Source organism: Lysinibacillus sp. GW821-FHT14F06, assembly GCF_058803665.1.
Genome location: NZ_JBXAPF010000003.1, coordinates 61,077 through 85,411 on the forward strand (window position 1 = coordinate 61,077; position 24,335 = coordinate 85,411).

The 24,335-nt window shown below is 36.2% G+C and carries 19 protein-coding genes, 1 riboswitch and 1 other annotated feature; of the genes, 4 read left to right on the forward strand and 15 right to left on the reverse strand.

Annotated elements, in window-relative coordinates:
• Window positions 1-47 precede the first annotated feature (47 nt).
• Window positions 48-254 (forward strand): helix-turn-helix transcriptional regulator, encoded by a 207-nt coding sequence (locus tag AC1RNS_RS04050; protein ID WP_402758515.1) that lies wholly within the window; start codon window positions 48-50, stop codon window positions 252-254.
• Window positions 255-624: 370 nt separating this feature from the next.
• Here the strand turns inward: AC1RNS_RS04050 and AC1RNS_RS04055 are convergent, their stop codons facing one another.
• Window positions 625-1,401: a DUF4085 family protein gene (locus AC1RNS_RS04055; RefSeq protein ID WP_492990952.1), complete on the reverse strand. Its 777-nt coding sequence runs from the start codon at window positions 1,399-1,401 to the stop codon at window positions 625-627.
• 615 nt (window positions 1,402-2,016) lie between these two features.
• Between AC1RNS_RS04055 and AC1RNS_RS04060 the strand changes: the two genes are divergently transcribed.
• Window positions 2,017-2,769: an SMI1/KNR4 family protein gene (locus tag AC1RNS_RS04060; RefSeq protein ID WP_492990954.1), complete on the forward strand. Its 753-nt coding sequence runs from the start codon at window positions 2,017-2,019 to the stop codon at window positions 2,767-2,769.
• Window positions 2,770-3,283: 514 nt separating this feature from the next.
• Here AC1RNS_RS04060 and AC1RNS_RS04065 read toward each other — a convergent pair.
• The 12 genes from AC1RNS_RS04065 to gpr all read right to left on the reverse strand — a co-directional run bounded on the left by AC1RNS_RS04065 (window position 3,284) and on the right by gpr (window position 20,322).
• Window positions 3,284-3,484, reverse strand: a complete 201-nt coding sequence (locus AC1RNS_RS04065; RefSeq protein WP_492991188.1) for a hypothetical protein — start codon at window positions 3,482-3,484, stop codon at window positions 3,284-3,286.
• 5 nt (window positions 3,485-3,489) lie between these two features.
• Window positions 3,490-3,828 (reverse strand): class I SAM-dependent methyltransferase, encoded by a 339-nt coding sequence (locus AC1RNS_RS04070; protein WP_492990956.1) that lies wholly within the window; start codon window positions 3,826-3,828, stop codon window positions 3,490-3,492.
• A gap of 32 nt (window positions 3,829-3,860) precedes the next feature.
• Window positions 3,861-4,065, reverse strand: a binding site (T-box leader).
• Window positions 4,066-4,198: 133 nt separating this feature from the next.
• Complete coding sequence (locus AC1RNS_RS04075; protein ID WP_492990958.1) at window positions 4,199-4,894, reverse strand: ECF transporter S component; 696 nt, start codon at window positions 4,892-4,894, stop codon at window positions 4,199-4,201.
• Window positions 4,873-6,525, reverse strand: coding sequence for an ABC transporter ATP-binding protein (locus tag AC1RNS_RS04080; RefSeq protein ID WP_492990959.1), 1,653 nt, complete (start codon window positions 6,523-6,525; stop codon window positions 4,873-4,875). The genes AC1RNS_RS04075 and AC1RNS_RS04080 overlap by 22 nt, the downstream gene beginning before the upstream one ends.
• Window positions 6,498-7,379 carry an energy-coupling factor transporter transmembrane component T gene (locus AC1RNS_RS04085; protein WP_492990960.1) on the reverse strand — a complete coding sequence of 294 codons (882 nt, stop codon included), beginning with the start codon at window positions 7,377-7,379 and terminating at the stop codon, window positions 6,498-6,500. The genes AC1RNS_RS04080 and AC1RNS_RS04085 overlap by 28 nt, the downstream gene beginning before the upstream one ends.
• Window positions 7,376-8,248 carry a DUF4430 domain-containing protein gene (locus tag AC1RNS_RS04090; protein WP_492990962.1) on the reverse strand — a complete coding sequence of 291 codons (873 nt, stop codon included), beginning with the start codon at window positions 8,246-8,248 and terminating at the stop codon, window positions 7,376-7,378. The genes AC1RNS_RS04085 and AC1RNS_RS04090 overlap by 4 nt, the downstream gene beginning before the upstream one ends.
• 1 nt (window position 8,249) lies before the next feature.
• Window positions 8,250-9,791 carry an S-layer homology domain-containing protein gene (locus tag AC1RNS_RS04095; RefSeq protein WP_492990963.1) on the reverse strand — a complete coding sequence of 514 codons (1,542 nt, stop codon included), beginning with the start codon at window positions 9,789-9,791 and terminating at the stop codon, window positions 8,250-8,252.
• A gap of 69 nt (window positions 9,792-9,860) precedes the next feature.
• Window positions 9,861-13,757: an S-layer homology domain-containing protein gene (locus AC1RNS_RS04100; RefSeq protein ID WP_492990964.1), complete on the reverse strand. Its 3,897-nt coding sequence runs from the start codon at window positions 13,755-13,757 to the stop codon at window positions 9,861-9,863.
• A gap of 79 nt (window positions 13,758-13,836) precedes the next feature.
• The gene (locus AC1RNS_RS04105; RefSeq protein WP_492990965.1) at window positions 13,837-14,571 is read right to left on the reverse strand and encodes a DUF4430 domain-containing protein; all 735 of its coding nucleotides are present in this window, start codon (window positions 14,569-14,571) and stop codon (window positions 13,837-13,839) included.
• 178 nt (window positions 14,572-14,749) lie between these two features.
• Window positions 14,750-14,946: riboswitch (cobalamin riboswitch) on the reverse strand.
• A gap of 1,120 nt (window positions 14,947-16,066) precedes the next feature.
• Entirely contained in the window at window positions 16,067-17,965 is a 1,899-nt protein-coding gene (locus AC1RNS_RS04110) for an acyltransferase family protein (protein ID WP_492990967.1), read from the reverse strand.
• A 453-nt stretch (window positions 17,966-18,418) separates the two neighbouring features.
• On the reverse strand, window positions 18,419-19,252 hold the full coding sequence (gene spoIIP, locus AC1RNS_RS04115) for a stage II sporulation protein P (protein WP_492990968.1): 834 nt from the start codon (window positions 19,250-19,252) through the stop codon (window positions 18,419-18,421).
• A 53-nt stretch (window positions 19,253-19,305) separates the two neighbouring features.
• On the reverse strand, window positions 19,306-20,322 hold the full coding sequence (gene gpr, locus AC1RNS_RS04120) for a GPR endopeptidase (protein WP_492990970.1): 1,017 nt from the start codon (window positions 20,320-20,322) through the stop codon (window positions 19,306-19,308).
• A 163-nt stretch (window positions 20,323-20,485) separates the two neighbouring features.
• Here gpr and rpsT point away from each other — a divergent pair, with 163 nt between their 5' ends.
• Complete coding sequence (gene rpsT, locus AC1RNS_RS04125; protein ID WP_492990972.1) at window positions 20,486-20,734, forward strand: 30S ribosomal protein S20; 249 nt, start codon at window positions 20,486-20,488, stop codon at window positions 20,732-20,734.
• A 105-nt stretch (window positions 20,735-20,839) separates the two neighbouring features.
• Here the strand turns inward: rpsT and holA are convergent, their stop codons facing one another.
• Window positions 20,840-21,850, reverse strand: coding sequence for a DNA polymerase III subunit delta (holA, locus tag AC1RNS_RS04130; protein ID WP_492990973.1), 1,011 nt, complete (start codon window positions 21,848-21,850; stop codon window positions 20,840-20,842).
• Window positions 21,851-22,015: 165 nt separating this feature from the next.
• Between holA and AC1RNS_RS04135 the strand changes: the two genes are divergently transcribed.
• A complete protein-coding gene (locus AC1RNS_RS04135) occupies window positions 22,016-22,153 on the forward strand; it encodes a YqzM family protein (RefSeq protein WP_283868825.1) in 138 nt (45 codons plus the stop codon).
• Window positions 22,154-22,186: 33 nt separating this feature from the next.
• On the opposite strand, the gene AC1RNS_RS04140 is transcribed toward AC1RNS_RS04135, so the two are convergent.
• Complete coding sequence (locus AC1RNS_RS04140; protein ID WP_492990975.1) at window positions 22,187-24,325, reverse strand: DNA internalization-related competence protein ComEC/Rec2; 2,139 nt, start codon at window positions 24,323-24,325, stop codon at window positions 22,187-22,189.
• Window positions 24,326-24,335 lie beyond the last annotated feature (10 nt).

A 24,335-nucleotide genomic window follows, 5' to 3' on the forward strand; every position in this document is an offset into this window, starting at 1 on the left:
TTATTAATGTTCTCTTTAAGTATATAATTTTAAAGAGGTGATATTTTATGATGGGAACTAAAATCAAAATGGTTTTGGTTAAAAAGGGAATGAATGTTGTACAATTGGCGGAATTGCTAGGGACAACTCCACAAAATCTATACAAGAAATTTAAAAGAGATAACTTTAGTGAAAAAGAACTTGTAGAAATAGCAAATGTATTGGAAATTAAATTTGAAGGTTTCTTCTTCTTGGAGAATGGGGATAAAATTTAACGACCCACACCAACAAAAAAACACTTCTTGCTCATCGCAGCTGAAAGTGTTTTTCTTTTGTCCAATATAAAAAGCAACCACATTTCTGCAGCTGCTTGACTATATATATTTAATTATTAATAGCTTGTTTTAAAAGATTAAAAGAATTAATGATTAAGATCCAAATTATATGTGTTCATCCTTACTGCCACATGGTGTTTCAACATTTTACGGTAGGACATTGTGGTGGGACATTAATAGCATAATAACAAATTAAGACCTCACGGATTGGTCTTTTTACGAATTATTAAAGCTCCCGTTAGCTTAATAAGGCCCTTTATTTTTTAAATATCTTCGCTTCGACTTAATACAAAAACGCCTCAGTTTACTATCAAAGATTATTTTTATTACTTTTAAAGGAAATTTGTTCAGCTGATATAATAAAATCAATTAAATCCATCGTTTCATTTTGTAGCAAGACGTGAAATTCATATTTGTCATTCACTTTATATATTTCCTCATACAGCCACCATGAATCTTCTAACAAATCATCCTGTTTGATAATATTAAAATTTTCAAATATGACCTCATCTATATTTGTATAACTCCCTTTATTATCAATGAGTAATTTTAAGGATTTATCATTCTTAATTGATTTTATAATTTTGCAATAATGGAAGCTAAAATCCCCATCAATTTCTATATCCAGTAATGTTGAGTTTTCTTTTATATATCTTTTGTAATCTTCAATTACTGTGGTTACAATTCTGTCATTTTCCTCGCAAAATTGAGTTACAGCATTTATTATATTACGAGTTGCCTTATCTAAAGCAAACACCCTTATATCTGCAATCTGTTTTACTATTGTTTTTGGTAATTGCTTTTTTAAATACATATGATTATGTATGAAAATATCATGAAATTGTTCTATTCCCTTTTCTTTATTAAAAGGTTCATAGTTATTATCATCATCTCTGTTTGCTGTTTCGTTAGATTTTAATCTTAAATTTGCTTCTTCTTGTAAAGTAAGCCAACTATTTAATTCAATGTGGTAAAGTTGTTGAAAATATTCTTCTGAGAATGTTTCAGCTTGCTTTTCTTCCTCTAAATGCAGATGGATATTATTTTTTTGACACAATTCATGCCATTCTTCAGTAAAATATTTCATTTTATTACCCTCATCTCTCTAAGTAGATAATTTTTCATTAACCTGCCTCGCTAGCCTAATAATCCAATTACACCCTAACCTGGTGAGTCTGTAGTTAAAAACCACATAGCCAATAAAATCAACCAAATTACTACAATGCCTATAACTAAACGCTTCATACACAAGTTCCCTCTCAGACCTTACATCCATTAATCTGCTTTGTAATTTAATAGTACCTCATAAGACTTTCATTTGGATATCTATTTCCATTTACCACTCCAGCCAATTATCTAACGATGGTTCACCAAACTATTGATTGTGAGAGGTTATCACGCTCATTTAACCAATTATAGAAAGGCACTGGATGCTCTCTGTGCGCTTTGTCCTCCACAGTTGATGAATTAAACGACTTACTATTTAAACGCTCTACAGCCTTGTTATACGTCCCTGCAAATACTGCTCTTTTGATATTTCTAGCAAACTTCAATATTATAGATGTGGGAGATAGTACAAAATATAAAAGGCGTTTTTATAACAATGTAAAGGTGGAAGTAAACGGAAGTTGCTTCATAGCAAATTCTTTGAACAAATAAATTGATTAAATAAAAGTGGTGATTAAATTTGCAGAATAAATTTATGGAAATAGATATCGTTGTACAGAAGATGCAGGTTGCTTTAGAAAAGATTCAGAGACAAGATCCTGAATTTTATAGCAAATACCCTATGTATCTTAAGAACGAGGCAGAAGAACAAGCTATACAAAATGCTTCTGAAAACTGGCAATTACCCGATGAATATTTGTATTTTTTAAAGTACTATGCTCCAGAAGCGGTTTCTTGGAGTACGGATGAGTATATTAATCTTGATATTTATGGTGCTAAAGACATACTGGAAGGTCAATGGGGTTACAACTATAATCCAGTTACGAATGAAGATATTTCAAATTGGCCGGACAATTATTTAGTTATAGCTTCAGATGAAGGTGACCCTTATTGCATTGATCTTACAAGAGGAGATACCGTTATTTTTACTGCTGAGCACGGTACTGGTACTTGGGATTTTTCAATTGCTTTTGATGATCTTGTTGATTTTCTTTATAGTGCCTTAATACCTCCTAGTTTCAATGATTCCGAAAAAGCTGAAGATATCAAGTACGATTACTATAAAATATTGATTACAGGAGAAGGTAAAGATAGGATAAAAACATTGTTGTTTATCAAAAAAACATTGTCCTGCGACTATTCACAAGCGAAATCCCATTTGGATGCAACGCCTTTACTAATATATAAGGGGATTGAGTTAGGTGCTGCGGGAGTTGAAGATGAATTAAAAAGAATTGAAGCAGACTATGAAATGTATAAAATCAGTTTGGATGAATTTTTGTCATAGTTAATCTAGGGCGGAGCTAGTGGTTAAAATTACAAGAAAGGGATGTCATTATGATAATATAATATAAACAGCTTAAGCCTATTCTTAATAAAGGGACTGGATTTTTTTAAGGTTATTCCCATTCTGTAAATCCTTCAAATGAGATTCCTGAATGATGCCGTCTTTAACTGCCTTTGCAAATATCAAAAAATTTTAGTTATAAAAAACAAAGTATATCCACATAAAAAGCATCTACTCAACTGGAGCGGATGCTTTTTTGTAGAGATGCGATATATAGCTGTGTTAAATTCGATTATGGAATTAGTTTTTTTAATATATTTCGTGAGTCAGCTACTTCTAGTTACGTACACCAAAAGTTAATTATTTTACTCCACCAAATATAGCGAGTTCCATCCATTTGAAATAACAATCTGAGTGTTTAAAACCAATTTCTCTTAACCAGTTCACTTGAGTATCAACACGTTCTAAAATATTATCCACTTTATCAGGGCGACTATAATATTCAAAAGCTATTTCATTCTCTATCTCCTTTATTAAAGGCTGTTAAATGATCAATAAATAGCTTATCGTGCAGTTTTTCAAGTTCTTCTGTTACTGAAGCAGTATGTTCAATATTTATAAAAATACCACTTGGTTTTAGTAACTTATAAATGTCAGTATATAATGCTTTTTTCATATTATGAGGTAAGTGGTGAATAGCATAGCCAGAAACAATAACATCTACACTATTTGCTTCTGCATAACGTCAATTTGTTGACTAAAATCACCTACATGGAGCTCACAACGTTTTTGATAAGAAGCCATGTTTATTTTTGCCTGTTCAATCATTGGTGCAGAATGATCAATACAAATTACATTTGCAATAGAGTACGTACGAAGTAATATTTTTGCTAAAAGACCATTTCCGCATCCTAAATCCATTATCGTTTTAGGCTCTTTTACGAAGTGATCAACAATCTGTAACATTAAACCAGCTTGTTCCGCTCCAAATGGAATATCTCCTCTTACTTGCTCTAAATAATGTTGTGTAACATCTTCTCTTTGCCATGTTGTTTCCATTACTCCTTATAAATAAAAAAACTCCGTCTCAAATAAGAGACGAAGTATATTCGCGGTACCACTCTAATTAGCTTTTAAAGGCTCACTTGAAGCTATAACGGTAGCTGCCGTTTATACCTAATGTTATTTCGGTACAACTACTCATGGATGAGTTCAGGGATATACCTACTGCTTTTCAGCATACAGCAGCTCTCTACAAAGTAACGAACCCTTACTATTTCCACTCAAAGTATTTAAGTTTAAATTTTCAATTATATTAATCCAAAAACCAACTATTGTCAAATTTAGTTTAATTAAGTAAGATAAATATTTTACAAAGATTTTAACTACTTTTTTGTAACTAAGATAATCAGCTTTTGTCTACAAAGGTCTATTGTAATATCCCATATTTATTTTTTATTCGATCTAGCTTTTCTCTAATCGGTTTAGCAAGAAATAGTAGAAAAATTACATTAGAAATAGCGTAGATTATCATAAAGGGCACTGCTGAAGTTAGTGCCAGTGCGTAGGCTTCCCAGCTGAAAACACCATACATGGATATTGTTCCCCAAATGTCCATACCAAACGAGAAGAAGATCCCTGCAAAAATACCAAATACAATAAGGGGGATTTTTTTATGCATCATCCCTGTTTTACCTAACAAGCCCGCAATAAAACCTATCATTCCCCACATAAACATTTGAAACGGTGTCCAAGGACCTTGTCCAAAAAACATATTCGAAACTAATGCAGACATTGCCCCTGTTAAAAATCCTGCTTCCGCGCCAAGTGAAAACCCTGTAATAGCCGTAATAGCTGCTACTGGCTTAAAGCCAGGCGTAACAACAAATAAGGCACGACCTGCCACTGAAATAGCTGACATCACTGCTATCACTAAAATTTCACGTGGCTGTGGCTTCCTACGCTCAAATGATAGGAAGAATGGGACACACGCTAAAATCATGACGACAATTGAAATAAAATAATATTTGCGGTCAGCAAATACTGTAATACCCGCATATAAAGTAAGTGGAATTAAAACTAGGATAACAATGAGTGACATAATTAAACGAATGTTTCTTTGCATAGTGATACTACATCCTCACATGTAATGGCATTGCTTAATAGATCTCTTGATATTCGATGTGCAGCAGTTGTATAAAAATTGTTTCCACTATAAAATGCTCGAGGCTCTCCCTCAGAGACGATACTACCATCAAAAAACAGAGCACATCTATTGCTGTATTGTGCAGAAAATTCAATATCATGTGTCACCATAATGATTGTCATGCCTTTTACTTGTAAATCTTTTAATATTGCTCCGAGTTCTTCTTTTGCATGTGCATCAAGACCTTTTGTCGGCTCATCTAGCAGCAAAATTTTAGGTTCTATTATTAAAAGCTTTGCGAGTGCTAGCTTTTGCTGCTCACCCCCACTTAAATCATACGGATGTCGATTTAATAAATGAGTTAAATTAAACAATTGAACAGTTTCTTGAATTTTTGCTTCTGACACCTTATGTAAATGAGCCATGTCATCTAGCTCTTGATGCACCGTTTTTTGTACAAATAATGTTTTCGGATTCTGCGGTAATAAGGTTAAATATTGTTGGTATAATTGTTTACTACTGTAGCTTTTTATTGCCTTATTGAATAAAAATACCTTGCCATGATAAGGCTTTTGTAACCCAGATAAAATAGCAAGAACTGTGGATTTTCCAGTGCCATTTCCCCCGATTATCGTTATAAATTCCTGCTCCTTCACCTGCAAATTAAAATGATGGACAATATCCATGCCGTTCTTTTCGTAACGAAAAGCTATATCCTTTGCCTCTAATACAATATCTGTTTTAGTTTGGGATATTGTAGGAATTGTGTGCGAAGAAGAAAAGGTATATCGCTGATTTCTTAGCCAGCGTTGTCCCTCACGAATAGTAAGAGGAACAGGCCCTATACCGTTCAGCAGATGGAAAATTTTCGTAGTTGTTGGTAGTGCTGTAATCATGGCGTGATTTTCTGGTAAAGCCTTTAAAGTTTCCTTAGGCGGACCATCAAATAAAATACTACCCTCCTCCATAATAAATACACGATCTGCGAGTGTGAGCACTTCCTCGAGTCGATGCTCAATTAAAATAATCGTAATGCCTAGTTCTTTATTTAAACGATGCAGTGTTTGAATGAACTCCAATGCCGCTATTGGATCTAATTGCGATGTTGGCTCATCTAGCAACAGCAATTTTGGCTGCATCACCATAATAGATGCTAAATTTAATAATTGCTTTTGTCCGCCAGAAAGCTCGGTTGTTTTATGATGAAACCATTTTTGAATGCCGAAGAAATTGGCCATTTCGGCTACTCTGCGTCGTATGGTTGGTGAATCAATCCCTAGGCTTTCTAGTCCAAAAGCAAGCTCATGCCATACTTTATCTGTAACAATTTGGTTATCAGGATTTTGAAATACATAACCAATGTCTGCCGCAGCCACTTCAGCATTTAGCTGCTCTAAGTCACAGTCTTTGTAGAAAATAGTACCTGTCATCTCTCCATGTGGGCGCAATTCTCGCTTGAAATGGCGCAGTAATGTACTTTTCCCACAGCCTGATTGTCCTATTAGTACTATAAACTCACCTTGATGAATAGTGAGATTAATATTTTTTAATATTGGATTTGCTTCGTTAGGATAAGTAAAGCTTACATTGTTGATTTTAACGATCGCCATTTTAATGCCCCCCTGATTTCGATTGCTAATGGAATAGAGAGTAGAATGAAATAGCTACTATAAAATAGAATACTTACGATATCCCATTTAATCACTCCGAAAGTTGGATAAAAATAAAATGCTGTTGTGCCAATTACACTTGCAGCTAAATTGCTAAGAAAAAGCAAGATAATGATTGCCAAAATGTAGCCGTCCCGACGCTCAAAAATAAAAAGTGAAAAGGCGGTTCGCTTTTTGACACCATAGCCACGAGCTTTCATAGAATCAGCCGTATCAATGGCATTATCCAATGCCCAAGTAATCAAAATAGATAAAATACGCACTGTACATTTGATACGATGCCATAATGAGCCAGCTGTATAATCCATGCCGATTACCTTTTGTGCTTGGACAATTTGCGCTAGCTGATGCTTAAAACGCGGAACTAAACGCAATGAAATCGACAATGTTAGCGATAATGCTGGTGACACTTTCCCAAACAAATAAATAAACTTATCTGATGTCATCATGACATTATAGCAGCTAAACCATAGCATAATAGCGACAATCATTGTGGCAATTGCGATTCCATACATAATTGCCTCTACAGTAAGTGCATTGCCATTTATATAAAGCAATACAAGCTGCCCATTATGACTAATCATTGGATTAATAATCGCCATTAAGAAAAACAGAGGTACATATAGCTTCCAGTCCTTTAAAAAAGGCTGTCTGCGTAAGGCTATATTTAAGCTTATCGCTGAAAAAATGGTAATAACTAAATAGACTGGGTGCATAAAAAACATGGATAAGCCGATAGCAGCGACAAAAAAAGAAAAAAGGACGATAGGGTGAAATGTTTCAAATGACTTCATTCATTACCATCCCAATAATGTCCTAAATCGCGACCTAAATCGACTGTATAGTTCCATTCAATGACATCGCCATCTTTTAATACATATTGGCTACAGCCATAATTCGGATAAACCCCGTTTACTTTATACATCCAGCCACTTAATTCACCAGCACTAAATTCATACAAATGATTAATACCCTCTATATAAACACTGTTATAAATATTTTCGTTGGCGCCTTGGTATTCCATTTGAATTTTATGCTCCTTTGTTGCACGCTGCAGCACATCCCAAACAGTTTCCTTCTCTGATAGCAGCTCGTATTTTGTTGCCTTTAAAATGACCCCGTTCTTGGGTACATATTTCTCACTTTGTAAGGAAGGGTCTAGCTTATCCCAATGTTTTAGTAATGTATCAACACGAATCGCAATTGTTACAGTACGTTTTTGAGGTGCTGGCTGTTGCTGTTTTTCTGTTGTTGGCGTAATTGTGTTTGTTTTTTGTTTATCATCAGCTTGTTTAGTCGTTGTTTGTTCAGTTTTTGAACTGGGTGATTTTGTAACTTCTTGTTTTTTCTCATCTTCTTGTTTTGGTTTTTGCTTTACTTCATTTGCTTCTTGCTGTGCTTTTTGCTCTTCTGTTTGCTGGAGTTCTTTGTCATTTTCCTTGAGTAGGTCCTTGTCCTCTCCCTCTGTCTCCTGTAATTGCTGCTTGTCCTCAGCAGTCTCATTATCTACTAAGGAGGTTTGTTCTTGCTCAGTAGTAGGTTGAGGGTTAACACTTCGTTCTTGCTCCTGCATCTGCTCGAATTTCTCAACTGTTTGAATATTACATGCTGATAAAAATATAGCTAGTAGCGATATTACTAAGATGTGTAAACTTTTTTTCATATTATTCCTCAACTACCTTTAAGAAGTTGACATACATTTTAGCTGCATGTGCACGTGTTATAAAATTAGTAGGATTAAACGAGCCGTTTGAGCCCTGGGCAATTTCAAAATCATATAAGAAAGTAATTGCTTGCTGAGATTCCTTTGAAAGCTTCGCAATATCATTCAAGGGTGCAATCGTTTTTGATGTATAAGGCTTACCTGTTTTATGTGAATAGGCATTAGCTAGCATAACTGCTAATTCCTCACGCGAAATAGGTGAGGAGGGTAAAAATTTATTAGACTTTACCATTAATATATTAGCATCGTAAGCAGCGGCAATTTCTCGTTTAGTTTCCTCTTTATATGAGTTGATGTCCGTAAAAGGTGTATTTCCGGAACTTGTTAAATGAAGAGAACGCACTAAAATCGATACAGCCTGTACACGCGTTAAATTGTTATCTGGCTTAAATGTATTGTCCTCAAAGCCCTTTAATAATCCTTTAACTACTGCAGCTTCAATATCAGACCTTGCCCAATGAGATTGAATATCCTTAAAGCTCACTTTAGCAGGAGGAACTGTAGATTGATTTGGCTGAGCTGGTTTTGATGGCTTATTGTTTGGCTTTTTATCTGATGTATCATATAGCTTTGTTTTGCCCGCAAGCAGTCGGTTATACGCTACTAATGTATAAGAAGCCTGCTCTGTTGCCATGCCGTTAGCTACAGATTCACTTAATACATGCTTGAAGCCGCCATCTTTTGCATTATAGAAGGTGAAAAAGCTTTCAAATAACTTATTAAAACGCTGATCTTTGTTGATATCAATATTTAAGCTAGTAAGTGCTGTAATAACTTGTGCAACACTTTCTAGGTTTGTTGTTCCCCAGCTTCTGTAACTACCATTAGCTCCTTGCAAGTTTTCTAGTGTTTTAAGTGCTTTATTAATAGATGCCTTTACGTCCGTTCTATCTTTATAAGTTGAAAGAGCTTGAATAGCCATTGCTGTCATATCGGGATCAGCTTTCTCTCCTGATAAATCCCATCCACCGTCAGGCAATTGCTTTGCTAGTATGTGCTGAATAAGCTTTTCACGTGTCGTTGTGGCTGTTTTAGGAAGCTCAAAGCTCCAAGTATCTAAAGCAATTAATGCGAAATAAGCACCATTCGGCCCTTGCCATACTACATTGTCAAAGTTGCTTAATTTATCGACTATATTGTAGCCACCTACATTTGTAGGGTCTTTTCCGATAGCAGTGAGCGCAATAATTAAACGTGAGTATTCAGTATATTTACGTTTGTGTAATTCACCTTTTACTGATTGTACATGCTTCACGACATTTTCATAATATTTATCGTAATAGCCATTCGGAACATTGTATTCACCACGTGCAAGTGCAATAATAAACCACTCATCACCAAAAGAGGGATTCGGAGCTTTATTTACTAAAAACTGCCCTGTTGTATGATAGGCATCAACAGTAGATACTTGCTGTGCAGAAACTGGAGCCGCAATAAACAACAACGCAAGTAGCATGATAAGCATTGATAATCTTTGTTTCATTCGAACAACCTCCATTCTATAAAAAGCTACTAACCCAAATACATTAAGCATTTAGGTTAGTTCGAAAAGTTACATAATGTCTGCGATATTTAACGTACGTTTTAAAATTTTCGCTGTTTGCCCACGCGTTAACGAAGCATGTGGATCAAATGAACCATTTGGCTTTCCAGTCATAATATCAAGACTATTTAATAGCTCAATATAAGGTAAATATTCAGCACTAATATTATTAGCATCATTGAAGTTAACCTTGCCAGTTGCTTTTACATCAGTATTTAAATATTCTAAAATGCGTGCCATAAATGCTGCGCCTTGCTGACGTGTAATTGGTGCATCAGGATTAAATGTTGAAGCGGTGGTACCCTTCGTAATACCAGCTTCGTACAGAGCTTGGATCTCTGCCGCATACCATTTGCCTTCAGTATCATTGAACGGATTTTCGCCTGTTGCTTGTAATCCAAGTGCACGGCTAATTAATACCGCAAATTGTCCACGAGTAATTGGTTTATTTGGCTCAAAGGTTTCTGAGGTTGTGCCTTGAATTACAGTGCGGCTCGCTAAAAACTCAATTTCCTCTTTATTTGCTAAATGTGCTATATCATTAAATGTGACTGTTCTTTCAGTTACTATGAATGTGCCGCTTCCTTTTAAGAATAGAACTATTTTGCCGTTCACAATTTTATGTGGTACTGGCTTGTATTCATCACCAACAAGCTGAATAACCACAGTGTTAGGTTTTACTTCGAAAGCCGCTAAAGTAACCTTTAAGTAATCCTGCTGTATGGAAAGTGGTTTAAATCTACCGTTAGCTGCTTCAATTGCAAAGCTAACAGTAAATCGATTACCTTCAGCATGTGTTGTAATAGAGGCAATAATTTTTTCATTTTTTGCAAGTTCAACGTCCGACAGAGCAGATATTGGAATGTCTATTTTATTGCCGTTTTCATCTTGAACAACAATTGTTTTACTTTGATTTTCAAGATGCTTTTGTATATCTTCAAGTGTCAATGCTATCTCAGTTTTACCATTTTCAGAATTTACTTCGTTTTCTTCGATAACTTTATCGTCTTTATTTTCTTCCTTGACCGTGTTTTCTTTTTCTTCTTCTTTATTTTTTTCATCTAAGGGGTCTTTGCCCTTTTCAGGAGTTTTCTCTACATCTTCAACATAACCGCCAATATCTTTTCCTAAATCAAGCGTGTATATCCATTCAACGGAGTCGTTTGGAGACAATGTGTAATTCGCAGCCGAATATGAAGGGAATACGCCATTTACACGGTACATCCAACCGCTTAAAGGCCCACGATCAAATTCATAAACACCAGCAATTCCGTCAATATATGTTCCGTATTCTGTTTGACGATAGCTTAGTGCAACACCGTTTTCTGTTGTTACTCGTTGTAAAACATCAAAAACAGTTTCACCAGCAAATAATTTTGTTGTTGTTGTATTTAACGGCACTTCAGAAGACGAAATTCGAATGGAGAATGTTGTATAGCCAATTTCCTCTTTTTCAGCAGGAATAGAAGGCTGATTGCCATTGTTACCAGGAGAAGAAGGCTCCTCACCATCACTACCGTCCTCGCCACTAGGCTTAGTCGGCTTGTTTTTCGTGTCTGACATATTATAGAGCGGTGTTTGTCCGCTTAAAAGACGGTTGTAAGCTGCTAGTGTATAGCCAACTTGAACTGTCGCCATACCATCTGCTTTTGTTTGGCTTTGAACATGTTTAAAGCCACCGTCACCAGAGCTAAATGTCATAATATTAGCAATGACTTTATCGAATCGTTTATCTTTATTTGCATCAATGCCTAAGCTGGCAAGTGCGGTTATAACTTGGGCAGCGCTTTCAGCAGCTTCTGGGCTACCCGCTGTCGAAATATAGCCACCTTTAGCTGATTGGATGGCTACTAATTTAGCGATTGAGCGATCAGTGACAGCCTTTACTTGTGTATTACTTTGATATGGTGCTAATGCTTGCAGTACCATCCCTGTCATATCAGGATCAGGATCAGTACCGCTCCATGCAAATCCGCCACCATTCTTTATTTCCTTTGATAAAATATTTTGAATTAGTTTATCACGCGTTGTTGTCGCCGTTTTAGGTAATTCAAATCCCCAAGTATCCAGTGCAATTAATGAAAAGATAGACGAATTGACACCAGGGCTTGTAGCAAAACTCAAATCTGATAACTTTTCAACTAGATTGTAGCCAGCTACATCTCTCGGATCTTTCCCAATTGCTGTGAGAGCTATTATAACTCGAGCCCAGTCCGTTGCTTGAGTGCCTATTTCCCCATTTGTTGCTTTTACATGATTAACGAGATTGCGATAATATTTATCATAATAAGTTGCATATTTGGCAGTATTATCACCACGAGCTAATGTTAATATAGTCCATTCAGACCCATAAACGGGCTCATATGAACCTTTCGTTAAGTAGTTAGCGACAGCATTGTATATTTCAACTGTTGTCGGTTGTAGTTCAACTAAGCGCTTTTGTAAAGCCTCTAGATGCGTGTAATTTGTTACCCTGCTTTGATGTGCAGGTAATAACTTATCATAAGCTTGCTGTGCTTCAAGAACTTTTAAATGATCAGCCCAAATAAGTGCTTCTACAGTAGGAAGTACACCAATTTTTTCGATAACTTGTTTAATATCATCCTCTGCATTAATCATTTTCTCCTTTTCAAGGAGGTCGTTATAGTTTGATACCCCTTTGGAGCCACCAGGTATATTGTTTGGGTTAGCTAACTTTTTCAAAGCTTCTTTTGCAGTTTTTAATTGTTCTTCCGCTAGTGGGCTATTTATATTAATAGCATCAATTAACAGTTCAACATACCGAACTTCTTTTGCAAAAAGGTCACCCTTATTTGCTACTTTTTTTTGTTCTGCTGTTGGTATAGCTGCATATTTTTTTCTTGCATGATCGAGTTGCTCTTTTATTGCTGAATCAATTGTTAAATCATCTATTTTAGGAAGCGCATCGATAACAAGAAATACATATTTAATTTCTTTTGCTGCAAGTTCTTGATTAAATGCTAGTATATCTGCAGGATCTGTTACTTTTTTTAGATCTCGATAACCAGATGTTTTAATCAGAGAATTATATTTTTCACGAACTGTATCTAACTTCTTATCCCATTCATCACTTAAAGAAATAATCCCTTCAGGTGCAGGTATAGCGTTGTTAGGGTCTTGCATATAGTATCTAAAATATGCAATTTCCTTTTCTAGTAACTGGAGAAAATAAGGTAGTTTATTATCGGATATTAAAAGAGTACGAGCAGGTGCTTTTACTTTACTATCTAGTACTCGTGCTTGCTGTAGTAGCTGATATGTTGCTTCATCGGCTCTTTCGATTGTAGGTAGAGCAATAATAAAATCTATTGCCTCTCGAGCTTCTGGTGAAATAACATATACTTTAACTGCTTTAGTTCCACTATCTAATTGAGCGGTAATGACTGTCTCTCCGATTGTCTGAGCTATTACGTTCCCACTAGTGTCAACGGTTGCAATTCCTGAGTCACTTGAAGACCATGTGACTGTGGCACTATCACCTGTTGTTGAGTTAGTAGCAGTAAGTTGAAATGTTTCTCCCGCTAATAATAGTAAAGGTTCCTCCGTATTTAGCTGAATATCGCTAATGGCAAAGGGCGCAACTTCTACGTTAGGAGCTACCTCCGTCGTATCCCCTAAATGTGTAAGATCATCTAATTCAGCTTCATCATCAGATTGCAGTGCATTTTCCTGTTCTGTTGAATCCCCTTCTTCTTTTTCATTATCCAACCCTAGAGCATTATCCTGCTTTTCTGAATCATCAGGTTCAATACCATTTATGTCTGTAGGAGGATCGAGTAAATCCCCTTCAAAATGCTGTGCCTTAATTGCAGTGACTGGAGAAAATAGCGATACAATTAAAATAAAAATAACTGCTATATGTAGCTGTTTTTTCCATATAGTCATAGAAAAACTCACTTCCTTTATACATAATGAAATACTGACAAGCTGAATTAATTCATCTCGTCAGTATCAATTTATCTAGCTATTGTACTTTCACTTCAACTGGCTCACTTGCTGAGCTACCGAATAAAGCATTGGCAGAGGCTGTAATGGTAATAGTACCTGCTTGTGCCTGACCCGCAAATGTAATAACAGCTTGTTGGTTTGTATTCACAGTAATCGACTGAGCTGTTAATGCTGTTGTCCCTGTGTTAATTGTCCAGTTTGCTAAATTAGAGGCATCTGGTGTTATAAATAAATCACCAGTTAAATTTACCGTAACGGATGGATTGTTATCATTTACAGCAATTGCACTTGCCGTTTCTAATTTAGCCCATGTAGTGTAATAAATATGAACGACATCATCAGCCTCTAATTGATACTCAGCTAATCCATAGTTAGGACTAACACCATTTACAGTGTATACCCAGCCATCCCAACCATTTAAGCTGCCCGCAGCACGTCCATCAATTGATTGAAGATATGGACCATATTGAGTAGAAACCACTACATAAGGAATACCCTCAGCATCAAATACTTGCTCTACAAGCTCTAGCGCTGTTGTTCCTTCTTGAACATTCACAGTTGTTCCTGCTAAAATTTCATCACATGAACCAGTACCGCATAAACCAGTCGCTGATAACTGAACATCAAAATCTGCTGTTTGTGCTTCCTGACTTACGGGCTGTAATAATGCTGCACTTGCTGTTGGTGACACGAGCGAAAATGCTAAAAGCAGGACTAACGCGAATTGCCACCATTTTTTGAAATGAACCATTTGTAAAACCTCCTATTTTTATTATTTCGTGAATGTTCTTGCAATTAACTCGAAAATAAAAAGATGCTTCTCCAAAAAGGGGAAGCATCTAATCTAATGGAAAACAGAAAAAAGGCGCTAAAACGTAGTTTGCCTGTCCGTCTATTTGCCGTAAGTTCTCCTAGCTTCCGAAGAGAGTTAATACGATGGAATAAAGGCAGGTCTCCTGGCTCGTGTATCCTATTCAGAACCTTCCCATCTACTGGAGGCATTTTTCCTCGTTTGACAGTGGTATTTTCTGTAGTCATCTACACTTACAGTTGCGGAAACAGCTTCGGCTTTGTACCGAATTCCCTATTAAGCTCTTAAAAGAGCACCTTTAATCTGCAATTCTTATTCACTTACTGTTAAGTTTAGCATATATTTCTATTTTTCAAAATAGTTAAATAAAAAAGAAGTATATTTTTTAGATATAGTAAGCTTTAAAAGAGAAAGTAAGCATCTAGTGTCCATATTACTTTCTCACTAAAAGCAGCATTGAAAGCCATAGTGAAAGTAAGGTCTTCAACGCTGCGTGGTAAAACAAAAAATATAGAAATTGATAATCTAACTGTCACACAATAGCTAGATAATTTAAATGGAATTATAAAAAATAAAAGGAACAAGTCCATCTCCAAGGAGAATATATTAATCGATTGCATTTAAAGCCGTATATAGGTCATTAGGAGCTTCAAAATTTAGATTGATAAAACGGTTCAATTAAATTTTTAGAACCGTGTATACAGCAAATACAAGCCAAATATGTGATAAGCTTAGCATCATCTTATTAACATTGCCATTACTATAGCTGAAATACTACCAGGAAATCGAATTTATAGTTCGGAACTTCAGCTTATTAATACTTTTACAGAGCATTGGCATTGGAAATATTCGAACTAAGCTAGCCTCATTTACTATATTACACAAAATAAAAAAGCTGCAGGGTTAATTGCAGCTTTTTGTTTCATCTGTTTTCAGCAACGTAAACGGTGATTATGATACATGATAAACGGTGATTCTCTCGTTTTTCTGTGTCTATCACTTAATCTAACCATTAAAGCTTTATAATGATGGGCTTTTTCTTTGATATTCTTAGTGCTCTGTAGAAATAGCTTAATAGGCTGAAGCACCGTAGTCTTCAAGCTTCTTGCTGTTCGTTTATTTTTATAAGGTTTGCTACCGCACTTGAATGGTCGTCATTCCAGCTGCTTTAATCGTCTGGTGCTGTGGTGGCGCTTTTGGTTCAATAAATAACGTTGAGTAATATGCATCAGCAATCGTAATTAGATAAATCACAAAAAGTAATTGTTTTGTTCAATGATTCAAAAATGTATTTCTCCTTTTTTAATGCAATTAATTAAAAATGTATAGTAGTAATACGAACAGTCATAAAAAAGGTTTCACCTAAACTAAATTTTTTTTAAAATTTTTTCTCACATAAAAATAGCCATCTACCATAAATTGGCTATTCGTTACATCAATGGACAGGATTTATAGCTTGTTGAATTAGATTTGTTAAAGAAGCAATCCCCTTTTGCTCTAAATGGACGCCGTCTGGGGCGAAAAACTCAGGATGGTTGATCGCACTATCATACCAATCAATTAAAGTAATATTATCATATTCCTGCGCTTTCTGTTGTAATGCTTGATTTACTTTCCCCTCCCAGGAACGTGGTACACGCGTATTCACTAGATAAATATCAGCATTAGAAAAAGCCTTTAATAAGGTATCAATTTGAGCATTGGTAAAGTAGCCGTTTGTTCCGAGCTGAATGATGACTGCTTTATCTGGTTGATTAAAGCTAGCATAATTAGGAGCTAATTTAACGGCTTGTGAAAATTGGCGACCAATTTTTGCATCTATGGTAATGCTAGGATAGATGTTATGTAAGCTCTTAGCAATATCTATCATTACTGAATCGCCAATGGCCAATATTCCATTATACGATTCATGAACTTCTGTCTCATTTTCCTCCTGCTCAGGCTCTACTGCATATTGATCCGTATTTGAATCAACATTCTCTTCTTCATCAATTAATGACTCCTGCTGAGATGTTTCCTGCTCCTTTTCGGAATCATGATTGGTTGAAGGCTGCTGTGTTCCACCATCTATTTTAATATTCGTAGGCCGTGACTCAATAGATTCTATTTTCTCTTCACCTACAACCCCTGTCATTCCAGTAAAAAATACTAGAAGGAAAAGTGGAATGAGCGTGGTTGAAATTTTTCTAGCAAGCGTGAAGCTTCCCCATTTGTGTTTATTGAATATAAAATACTGTCTAAAATAACAGCGGAACCCATCCTTACGAATCGGCATTTCAATAAAACGATAGGATAGTTCTGCAATTGTAAAGATAAGCATCAGCTGTAAAGCAACTCGCCAATAAGCTGGATTGCCTATTTCGTGTACTGGAGTACCTAAAACAATAATTGGATAATGCCATAGATAAATCCCATATGATCTTGAACCAATCCAACGCAAAGGTTTCCAAGAAAGTATTTTTCCTAAAAAGCTAACTGGGTGACATATGCAGCCTATTAAGATGGCTGCATTTAAGCAAAATACAAACATCCCTCCTCGATATAGGAAAGATTGATATTCATCCACCAACAAAATACCGATAATGAAAATACTAAAAGCTACTAAGCTTACAATATTTAACTGATAGACATGATTAGTAGAGATTTTTTGTGTTGAAAGTCTTTTCATCGGCCAGATAAGAGCCAACCAGCAACCTATTAGTAATTCAAAAGAACGCGTATCTGTTCCATAATAGACACGACTGGGATCTGCTCCTGGTTGATATAGTATAGCCATTAGCACTGCAGAACCAAGTGCCCCCAGAAAAACAAAAATAGCGAGCTTATTTTGCTTTTTGGCAATCAGAAGTCCGAGCATTAAAAGAACTGGCCATAATAAATAAAATTGTTCCTCAATGGCTAACGACCATAAATTCTTTAATGGCGAAGGGGAACCAAAACTATCAAAATAGGAGAGTTTGTGAAAAATAAACCACCAATTACTTGAATAAAAAATAGAGGAAATCGCATCACCACGTAGTGTATGAAGTAGCTCCTTATGAAATAGAGTCGCCCATGCAAATGTTACAATAATCATGACATAGGCAGCTGGCAGTAAGCGTCTAAATCGTCCTAACCAGAATTTCTTCAATCCAACAGACAACTGACTTCCTTTTAAAGGTAAAATAGTTGAGGTAATTAAATACCCTGATAAAACAAAAAAGATATCGACTCCTAAAAATCCCCCACTGACCCATCTGAAATTGAAATGATAAGCTATAACAGCTAATACTGCTAATGCTCTAATCCCATCGAGTCCAGGGATATAACGATGATTGAATGACTTGCCTGACATAAAATTCCTTCTCCCAATAATTTATAAACCTTTTCACCATGTTTAATGTAAAAAAATAATAAAGCCAAACATCGTCTCCTTTTGTATGTTCACTTATATAATGACGAATAAGGCACTTAAAAAGTTAATAATAAGTGCTATCTTCGTAAAATTTAAATTCGTCTTTTTGTGCAAAAAAAAAATTATATGTATGTTCATTCAAAAAAGCATCTCCATTAATGGTAGATGCTTCAAAAACGTAATCGCCCAGTGCATATGCCATAATTTTCAACTCAAATCTTTAGCTAACTCGAAAATTATAAGACAAGCAATAAACAATTTAAAGGCTTTTCATTATGTTTTTCTAAATAAATTTTTGGTAATTTTGCTAAGATACGTTCATTTTTCATACTTTGTCCAAAACATGATTTTGCCTTCTTTTAATTTGCAAAAAGAAGGCAATTTCATTATGCTTTATGAATCTTGGTTTTCTGTAATAAAGGATTTGGCAATGGCTTTCCCAATTATCGCAATTGTACGATTCAATTCATCTTCTGTATTATCTATTCCACCTAGTTCAATTAAAATCATTTCTTTCGTTAAATCCTGATTATAGCGTCCATCTACATTGTCACCGCTTTTAGAGATCACACCTCTAGAGATTTTCGGCACAATTTCATTCATAGCAGCCGATAAGCTTTCTGCATAAGCAGTATTCCATCTATAATTTTTATGCTCAGCTCCTACAACAATGGCAATTCGAGCATAGGACTCATTGTTGTGTGTAATCGTTGTAGCATTTTTCTTAGCAGAATCTCGATGCAAATCAATAACTAAATCATAGGTTTGCTCTTGCAAACGTTTAGATAAATAAGGTCGCACCGTATTATAAGCATCTGGAAAAGTTTTCCCCTCAAGCTTCATTACCTTCATAACATCAACATCTAAAACATCCGTTTGAATACCATTCATACTAAAATGCTTAGAAATAGCACCTTGTAAATTATAAATATTTGTTTTCTCATCATAAACTTCTGCTTTCCCACTGACAGCTTTCACCATTGGTTGATAGGATTCTTGAGAATGCGTAAATAATAATAATACGTTAAAAGGATTCGATTCTTCTGTTTGCTCTAGTGCACTTTGTTCAGCTAAATTCGTAGCGGCAAACACGACTTGCTTATCCTCGGGTTGTTTAATCGGAGTCGATGCTTGCTTGTTGAACGGAAGTTGCCCAGCAATGACAGGTAATACGAAGAAGAACAATAATAAACCAAATGACCACTGTAGTTTTTTTAGCAAAGTCACACCCTCCTCCCCTTATCGTATGGAGGGGGTGCACCTTTTAGAACGAAAAAAAATTAGAGTTTATTTGCCCATTTCATCAGCATAGATGAAACGAGTTTTGCATAGCTATCTATCCAATAATCTGCTTCCTTTGGCGTCACCATTAGCTGTGTATGTGAGCCTGCAAACGTCTCTTCAAACAATTGTTGACGCTCCTCTTTTGACCAAGTTGCCCACTCACCAAAAATTGGTTTTACTAAAGACATATCTAATTCTTTATGAATATCTGGCTGCCAAGATGACAAAGACAATTTGGATGACGGCTTACTCCGTTCTGCAACCCGTGCAGCTATTGAACGTAGCATAAGCTCAACAGCATCTGCAATTAATACTGGCGCATCCACAACTGTAGGGATACCGATTGCTGTTACGGGAATACCCAGCATTTCATAGGAAATTTCCTTACGCTGATTTCCTACGCCAGAGCCTGGATGGATACCTGTATTCGTTAACTGAATTGTTTTACATAATCGATTGCTGGCTCTTGTCGCCAATGCATCGACAACAATAATTAATTTAGGCTTTAATCGCTCTGCTATAGCGGCTACAAATTCTCCTGTTTCATAGCCTGTTTGTCCTGTTACACCAGGGGCATACATGACAAATTTTTCATCAATTACATCAAGGCTATGCAAATGATCAATAAGATATGGCCCTATTGCATCAGGCGTAATGGTACGATTACCCAATCCAATAATTAAAATTTTGTCTTCTTTATTCCATGATATTGCTTCATGCATTTTTTGAAAATTCTCAAGCAACTCATTCTCAAGCTGGTCAAAACCATCGTGATCATCTAGCCTCAGGGTTGGTACAGAGAGGGTAATATATTGACCTTCCTTTTTACCAATTTGCTTTTCCCCTTCTGCATTCACTAACACATCAGTAATTTTTACTCGACCAGCAGTCCGATCTTCAATTTGAATGCCACTCGATTGTTCCAGTGTTTCTTTCTGCTCTTTCGTTTGATGTAACACTACCTCTTCAGATTCGTCGATTAAATCCGTACGTTGCCAATTTAAATTTTGCATACAGTTCACCTCAATCTGTAGTTTGTTCAAACTGTCAAGTAAATATTCTTTGCATAAATCTATTGCAATTTGGTCAAGCGTTTGTTAAAATGATTTTTGTTGTATTGACACAAGAAATCAATGAGAAGATATCATCTCGTACCTATTTTAGGAGGTGAAAGATATGCCAAACATTAAATCTGCAATTAAACGCGTAAAAGTTAACGCAAAAGCTAACGTTGCTAACTCTCAAGCTAAATCTGCAATGCGTACTACAGTGAAAAAAGCTGAAAACGCTGTTGCTGCTAATGCTGAAAACGCACAAGAACTTTTACAAGCAGCTTACAAATCTTTAGATAAAGCAGCTTCAAAAGGACTTATCCACAAAAACGCGGCGGCTCGTAAAAAGTCTCGCCTTGCTAAAAAAGCGTAATTGTTTAAAGGATCAGTATACTCGATAAGAGTAGCTGGTCTTTTTTATTTGTAAAGACAAATAAGAGCTGTCCATTATAATGCTGGACAGCTCTTCTATTATATATTAGAGTTGACGCAATAAGAAAAGTTCCAAATAACGCTCACGATTTCCACCAGTCGACTTTAACTGTAAATCTACTTCTGCTAATTGATACAACGCTTTCAATAGGCTCTCCTCCGATGGACGATTACGCTGCTCAACCATTAACTTAACACGATATGGATGTATCTTTAAATTTTTTGCAATTTGCTGCGGATGGTAGCCTTTTTTCAATAAATAAAATACATTGGACATCGTACGTACATTTGATGCAAGCAATCCGACAAGCATGATAGGCTCTTGCTTTTGACGCAATAAATCATGGTAAATAGTCAATGCCGCGACAGAGTCATTTGCAAAATAAGCATTTAACATTTTAAAGGCATCCTGCTCTAATGTTTTAGCAACTAAATCCTCGACTAACGAAGTTGTAATCTCCCCACCATCACCTAAATATAGACTTAGCTTCTCGATTTCCATTTGCAGCTGTAGCATATTTGGTCCAACCATCGCTACAAGCTGCTCAATAGCATTCTGTGTAATACTATTGCCCTCTGCTTTAACAACACTTTGAATCCATACGGCTAAATCCTGTTCTTTTGGTGTCTCAGCTTGTACTAATAGTGCATGTTCCTTCATCATTTTTGTTACTTTTTTACGTTCGTCTAATTTTTCATAGGGTGCGATAAATACAGTTATCGAAAAATCAGAGGGATTCGCCAGCCATGCCTCTAATCGCTTAACGTCATGGTCGATTTTTTCCTTCCCTTTTTCAGTCGCCTTTAAAAAAGAGGCATTTTTGGCTATAATAAGCTTACGCTCAGAGAAAAAAGGAATGGTGTCCGCTTCATCCATCACAGCATCGACTGGCACTTCCTCTAAATCAAATGTAGACAATTCTAGCTCTTCTTCTGACCCCATTGCCTCTTTTATTCGTTTAACCGTTTCATCTATAAAATAGTTTTCTTCACCAACAAGTAAATAAACAGGTGAGAGCTGTGCTTTTTTGATATTGTTCCAAACCGTTGAAATCATACTTTTCCCTCCATCTAGCAATACTATTAGTATACATCATTTATTTTCCCTATGTGACTTTGACTGAATTGTGTCGATTCCTTGCCATAGCGTGAATTATCCTTTTCGATATAGCTTTTATGAAAATGATGTCTTATAATAAATAACAGAATTGGAGGGATAACAATGAATCCATTTGAAGGAAAAAACATACAATGTCGCCGCAATGATGCAATCGATTCTGGCGTTGGTTTCGGTGTATCATTTGGAGTGTTTACACTAATGTTTATCATCGCAACTGTAGTAGAATTCGTATCTAAATAATCGAACATAATGTACGAAGGAAAAAGACCCTGCTCATTGGACAAGGTCTTTTTCCTTTTGCACTGACCATATACTTCCATGAATGCGCACTTCAATCGTACCATCTATACCAGTAATCAATGTAGGGAGATTTCGGCTGAAAAATCGCTCCATTACTACATCATGTGGATGTCCATATCGATTGTGAAGGCCTGCACTAAAAATAGTGATTTCAGGTCGCAGTAGCTCCACAAACTGTTCTATACTGGATGTTTTACTACCATGATGTCCGGCTTTTAGTAACGTTATATTCGCTAATTGGCTTTTATATAGATTAATTAGTTGATGTTCACCAGACTCCTCTAAATCACCCGTTAACAGTGCACGAAAGCTTCCCTTTTGCATGAACAGAACAATTGAATCATCATTTCCCTCATAGTGAGTATCGCGTGGCCAGAGATAGTGGAAGCTAGTATTCCCCGCTTGCCAAGCTGTCCCTTGCATTTTTTCTTTTACTGGAATTTTTCGTTTTTTAGCTTCGTTTAATAAATCATACATCACAGGCTTAGCAAGTGAACCAGGAGTAACATGAATTTCCTGCATATTAATTTCCTGTAAAACCTCCTCAGCCCCCTCTACATGATCCGCATCTGCATGGGTAACGATAAAAATATCTATATCTCGAATCCCTTTTCCTTTTAAAAACGGTACAACAATCTGCCTCCCGACTTCAAACGGATTATCTGCTCTCTTCCATGATTCCTGCTCGAAGCGCAGTAATCCTCCTGAATCAATGACATAGACAGCCCTTCTAAACGGTAATTCAATTACTGTACAATCCCCTTGTCCAACGTTTAAAAATGTAAGCTTGGTTTCGTTAAACATCATTGGAGACAGATGAATAGCAATTGCAGGTAACAGAAGCACAGCTGCAAATTTACTATATTGTTTCTTCTCTAAAAAATATAAGCCCACTATTACACTACCCAATGCCACACAACTTAGCCAAAAAGACGGCTTTCCTGGTGACCATAATTGAAAAGGCCACTGCTGGCTATAAAGGATAAACTCTGTAAGCCAAACTCGAAGTGGCTCATAGATTGCAAAGAAAAGTTTTGCGACAGGTAAGGATATAAATGTTAGTACAAGTAGGAGAATATTAATGGGTAAAATAATAAAAGAAAATAGTGGAACGAAAATAATGTTTGCAATAAATGAAGAAATAGATATTTCATAAAAATGATGTAGTAATAATGGATAAACCAGTAGCTGACAAACAAGCGTAATGAGAAAGGATTGAATCAGCGTAGTCGTTGATTGCCTAAGGATGGTACCAGAATAAATAAGACTACTAGCAGCTAAATAGGATAATTGAAAGCCAATTTGAAAAATAACACCCGGCTCAAGGAGGACAAAGCCTATAAAACTTAAAGCAAGCGCATCATCGATAGGTAGCTGCAACTTAGCATGACGCATTAGTAAAATTAGCTCCACGACAGATACTGCACGCCAAACAGAGGGCGCCCCACCTGCTAATACCCCGTATATAGGTAAAATAATGACAAGCACTATAGTCGCTATTTCCCTTCGTACCCCTATCCGTAAGAGACCTTCAAAAAACAACCATGATACAAGAGCCACATGTAGTCCAGAAATCGCAAAAAGATGTGTAATACCAAGCTTTTGATAGGCTCGTTGAAGCTCGTTATCTACTTGATCCTGTAAACCAATTAGAAGTGCCTGGGCCTCTGCAACGAGCGATTGTGGAAACGTTCTCTCAATATGTTTTTTTATTGTGTGTCTCTGCTTTGCAAGAAAAGACTGAATAGATTTTTTCTCTCCTACAAACGTCCAGTCTGAAATCTCAACTATTCCAATTGCGCCTTTGCTTTGTAGGTATTTCTCCATCGAAAATGCATATTGATGTGCTGGTGGAAGGGGTGTACCTAATTCGCCCTGTACAAGGTAGATGTAGCCTGTTAATGAGGGTTTTTCATAATAAGATTTCTCCTGCTCTGAAGAAAAAGTATACACTACATACAGTTTGTCACCTGTCTTGGTTTTTGCAAAGCCTCGAAGGTTTTGACCATTTATTTTATATTCACTTGTCCAAGTAATTTGAAATGTTGACGGCAGCGGGGAGGGTTTCGTCAGTTGAAATGTAGCAAGGAAGAGATAGCTAAGCAGTCCCATGCCGATTACC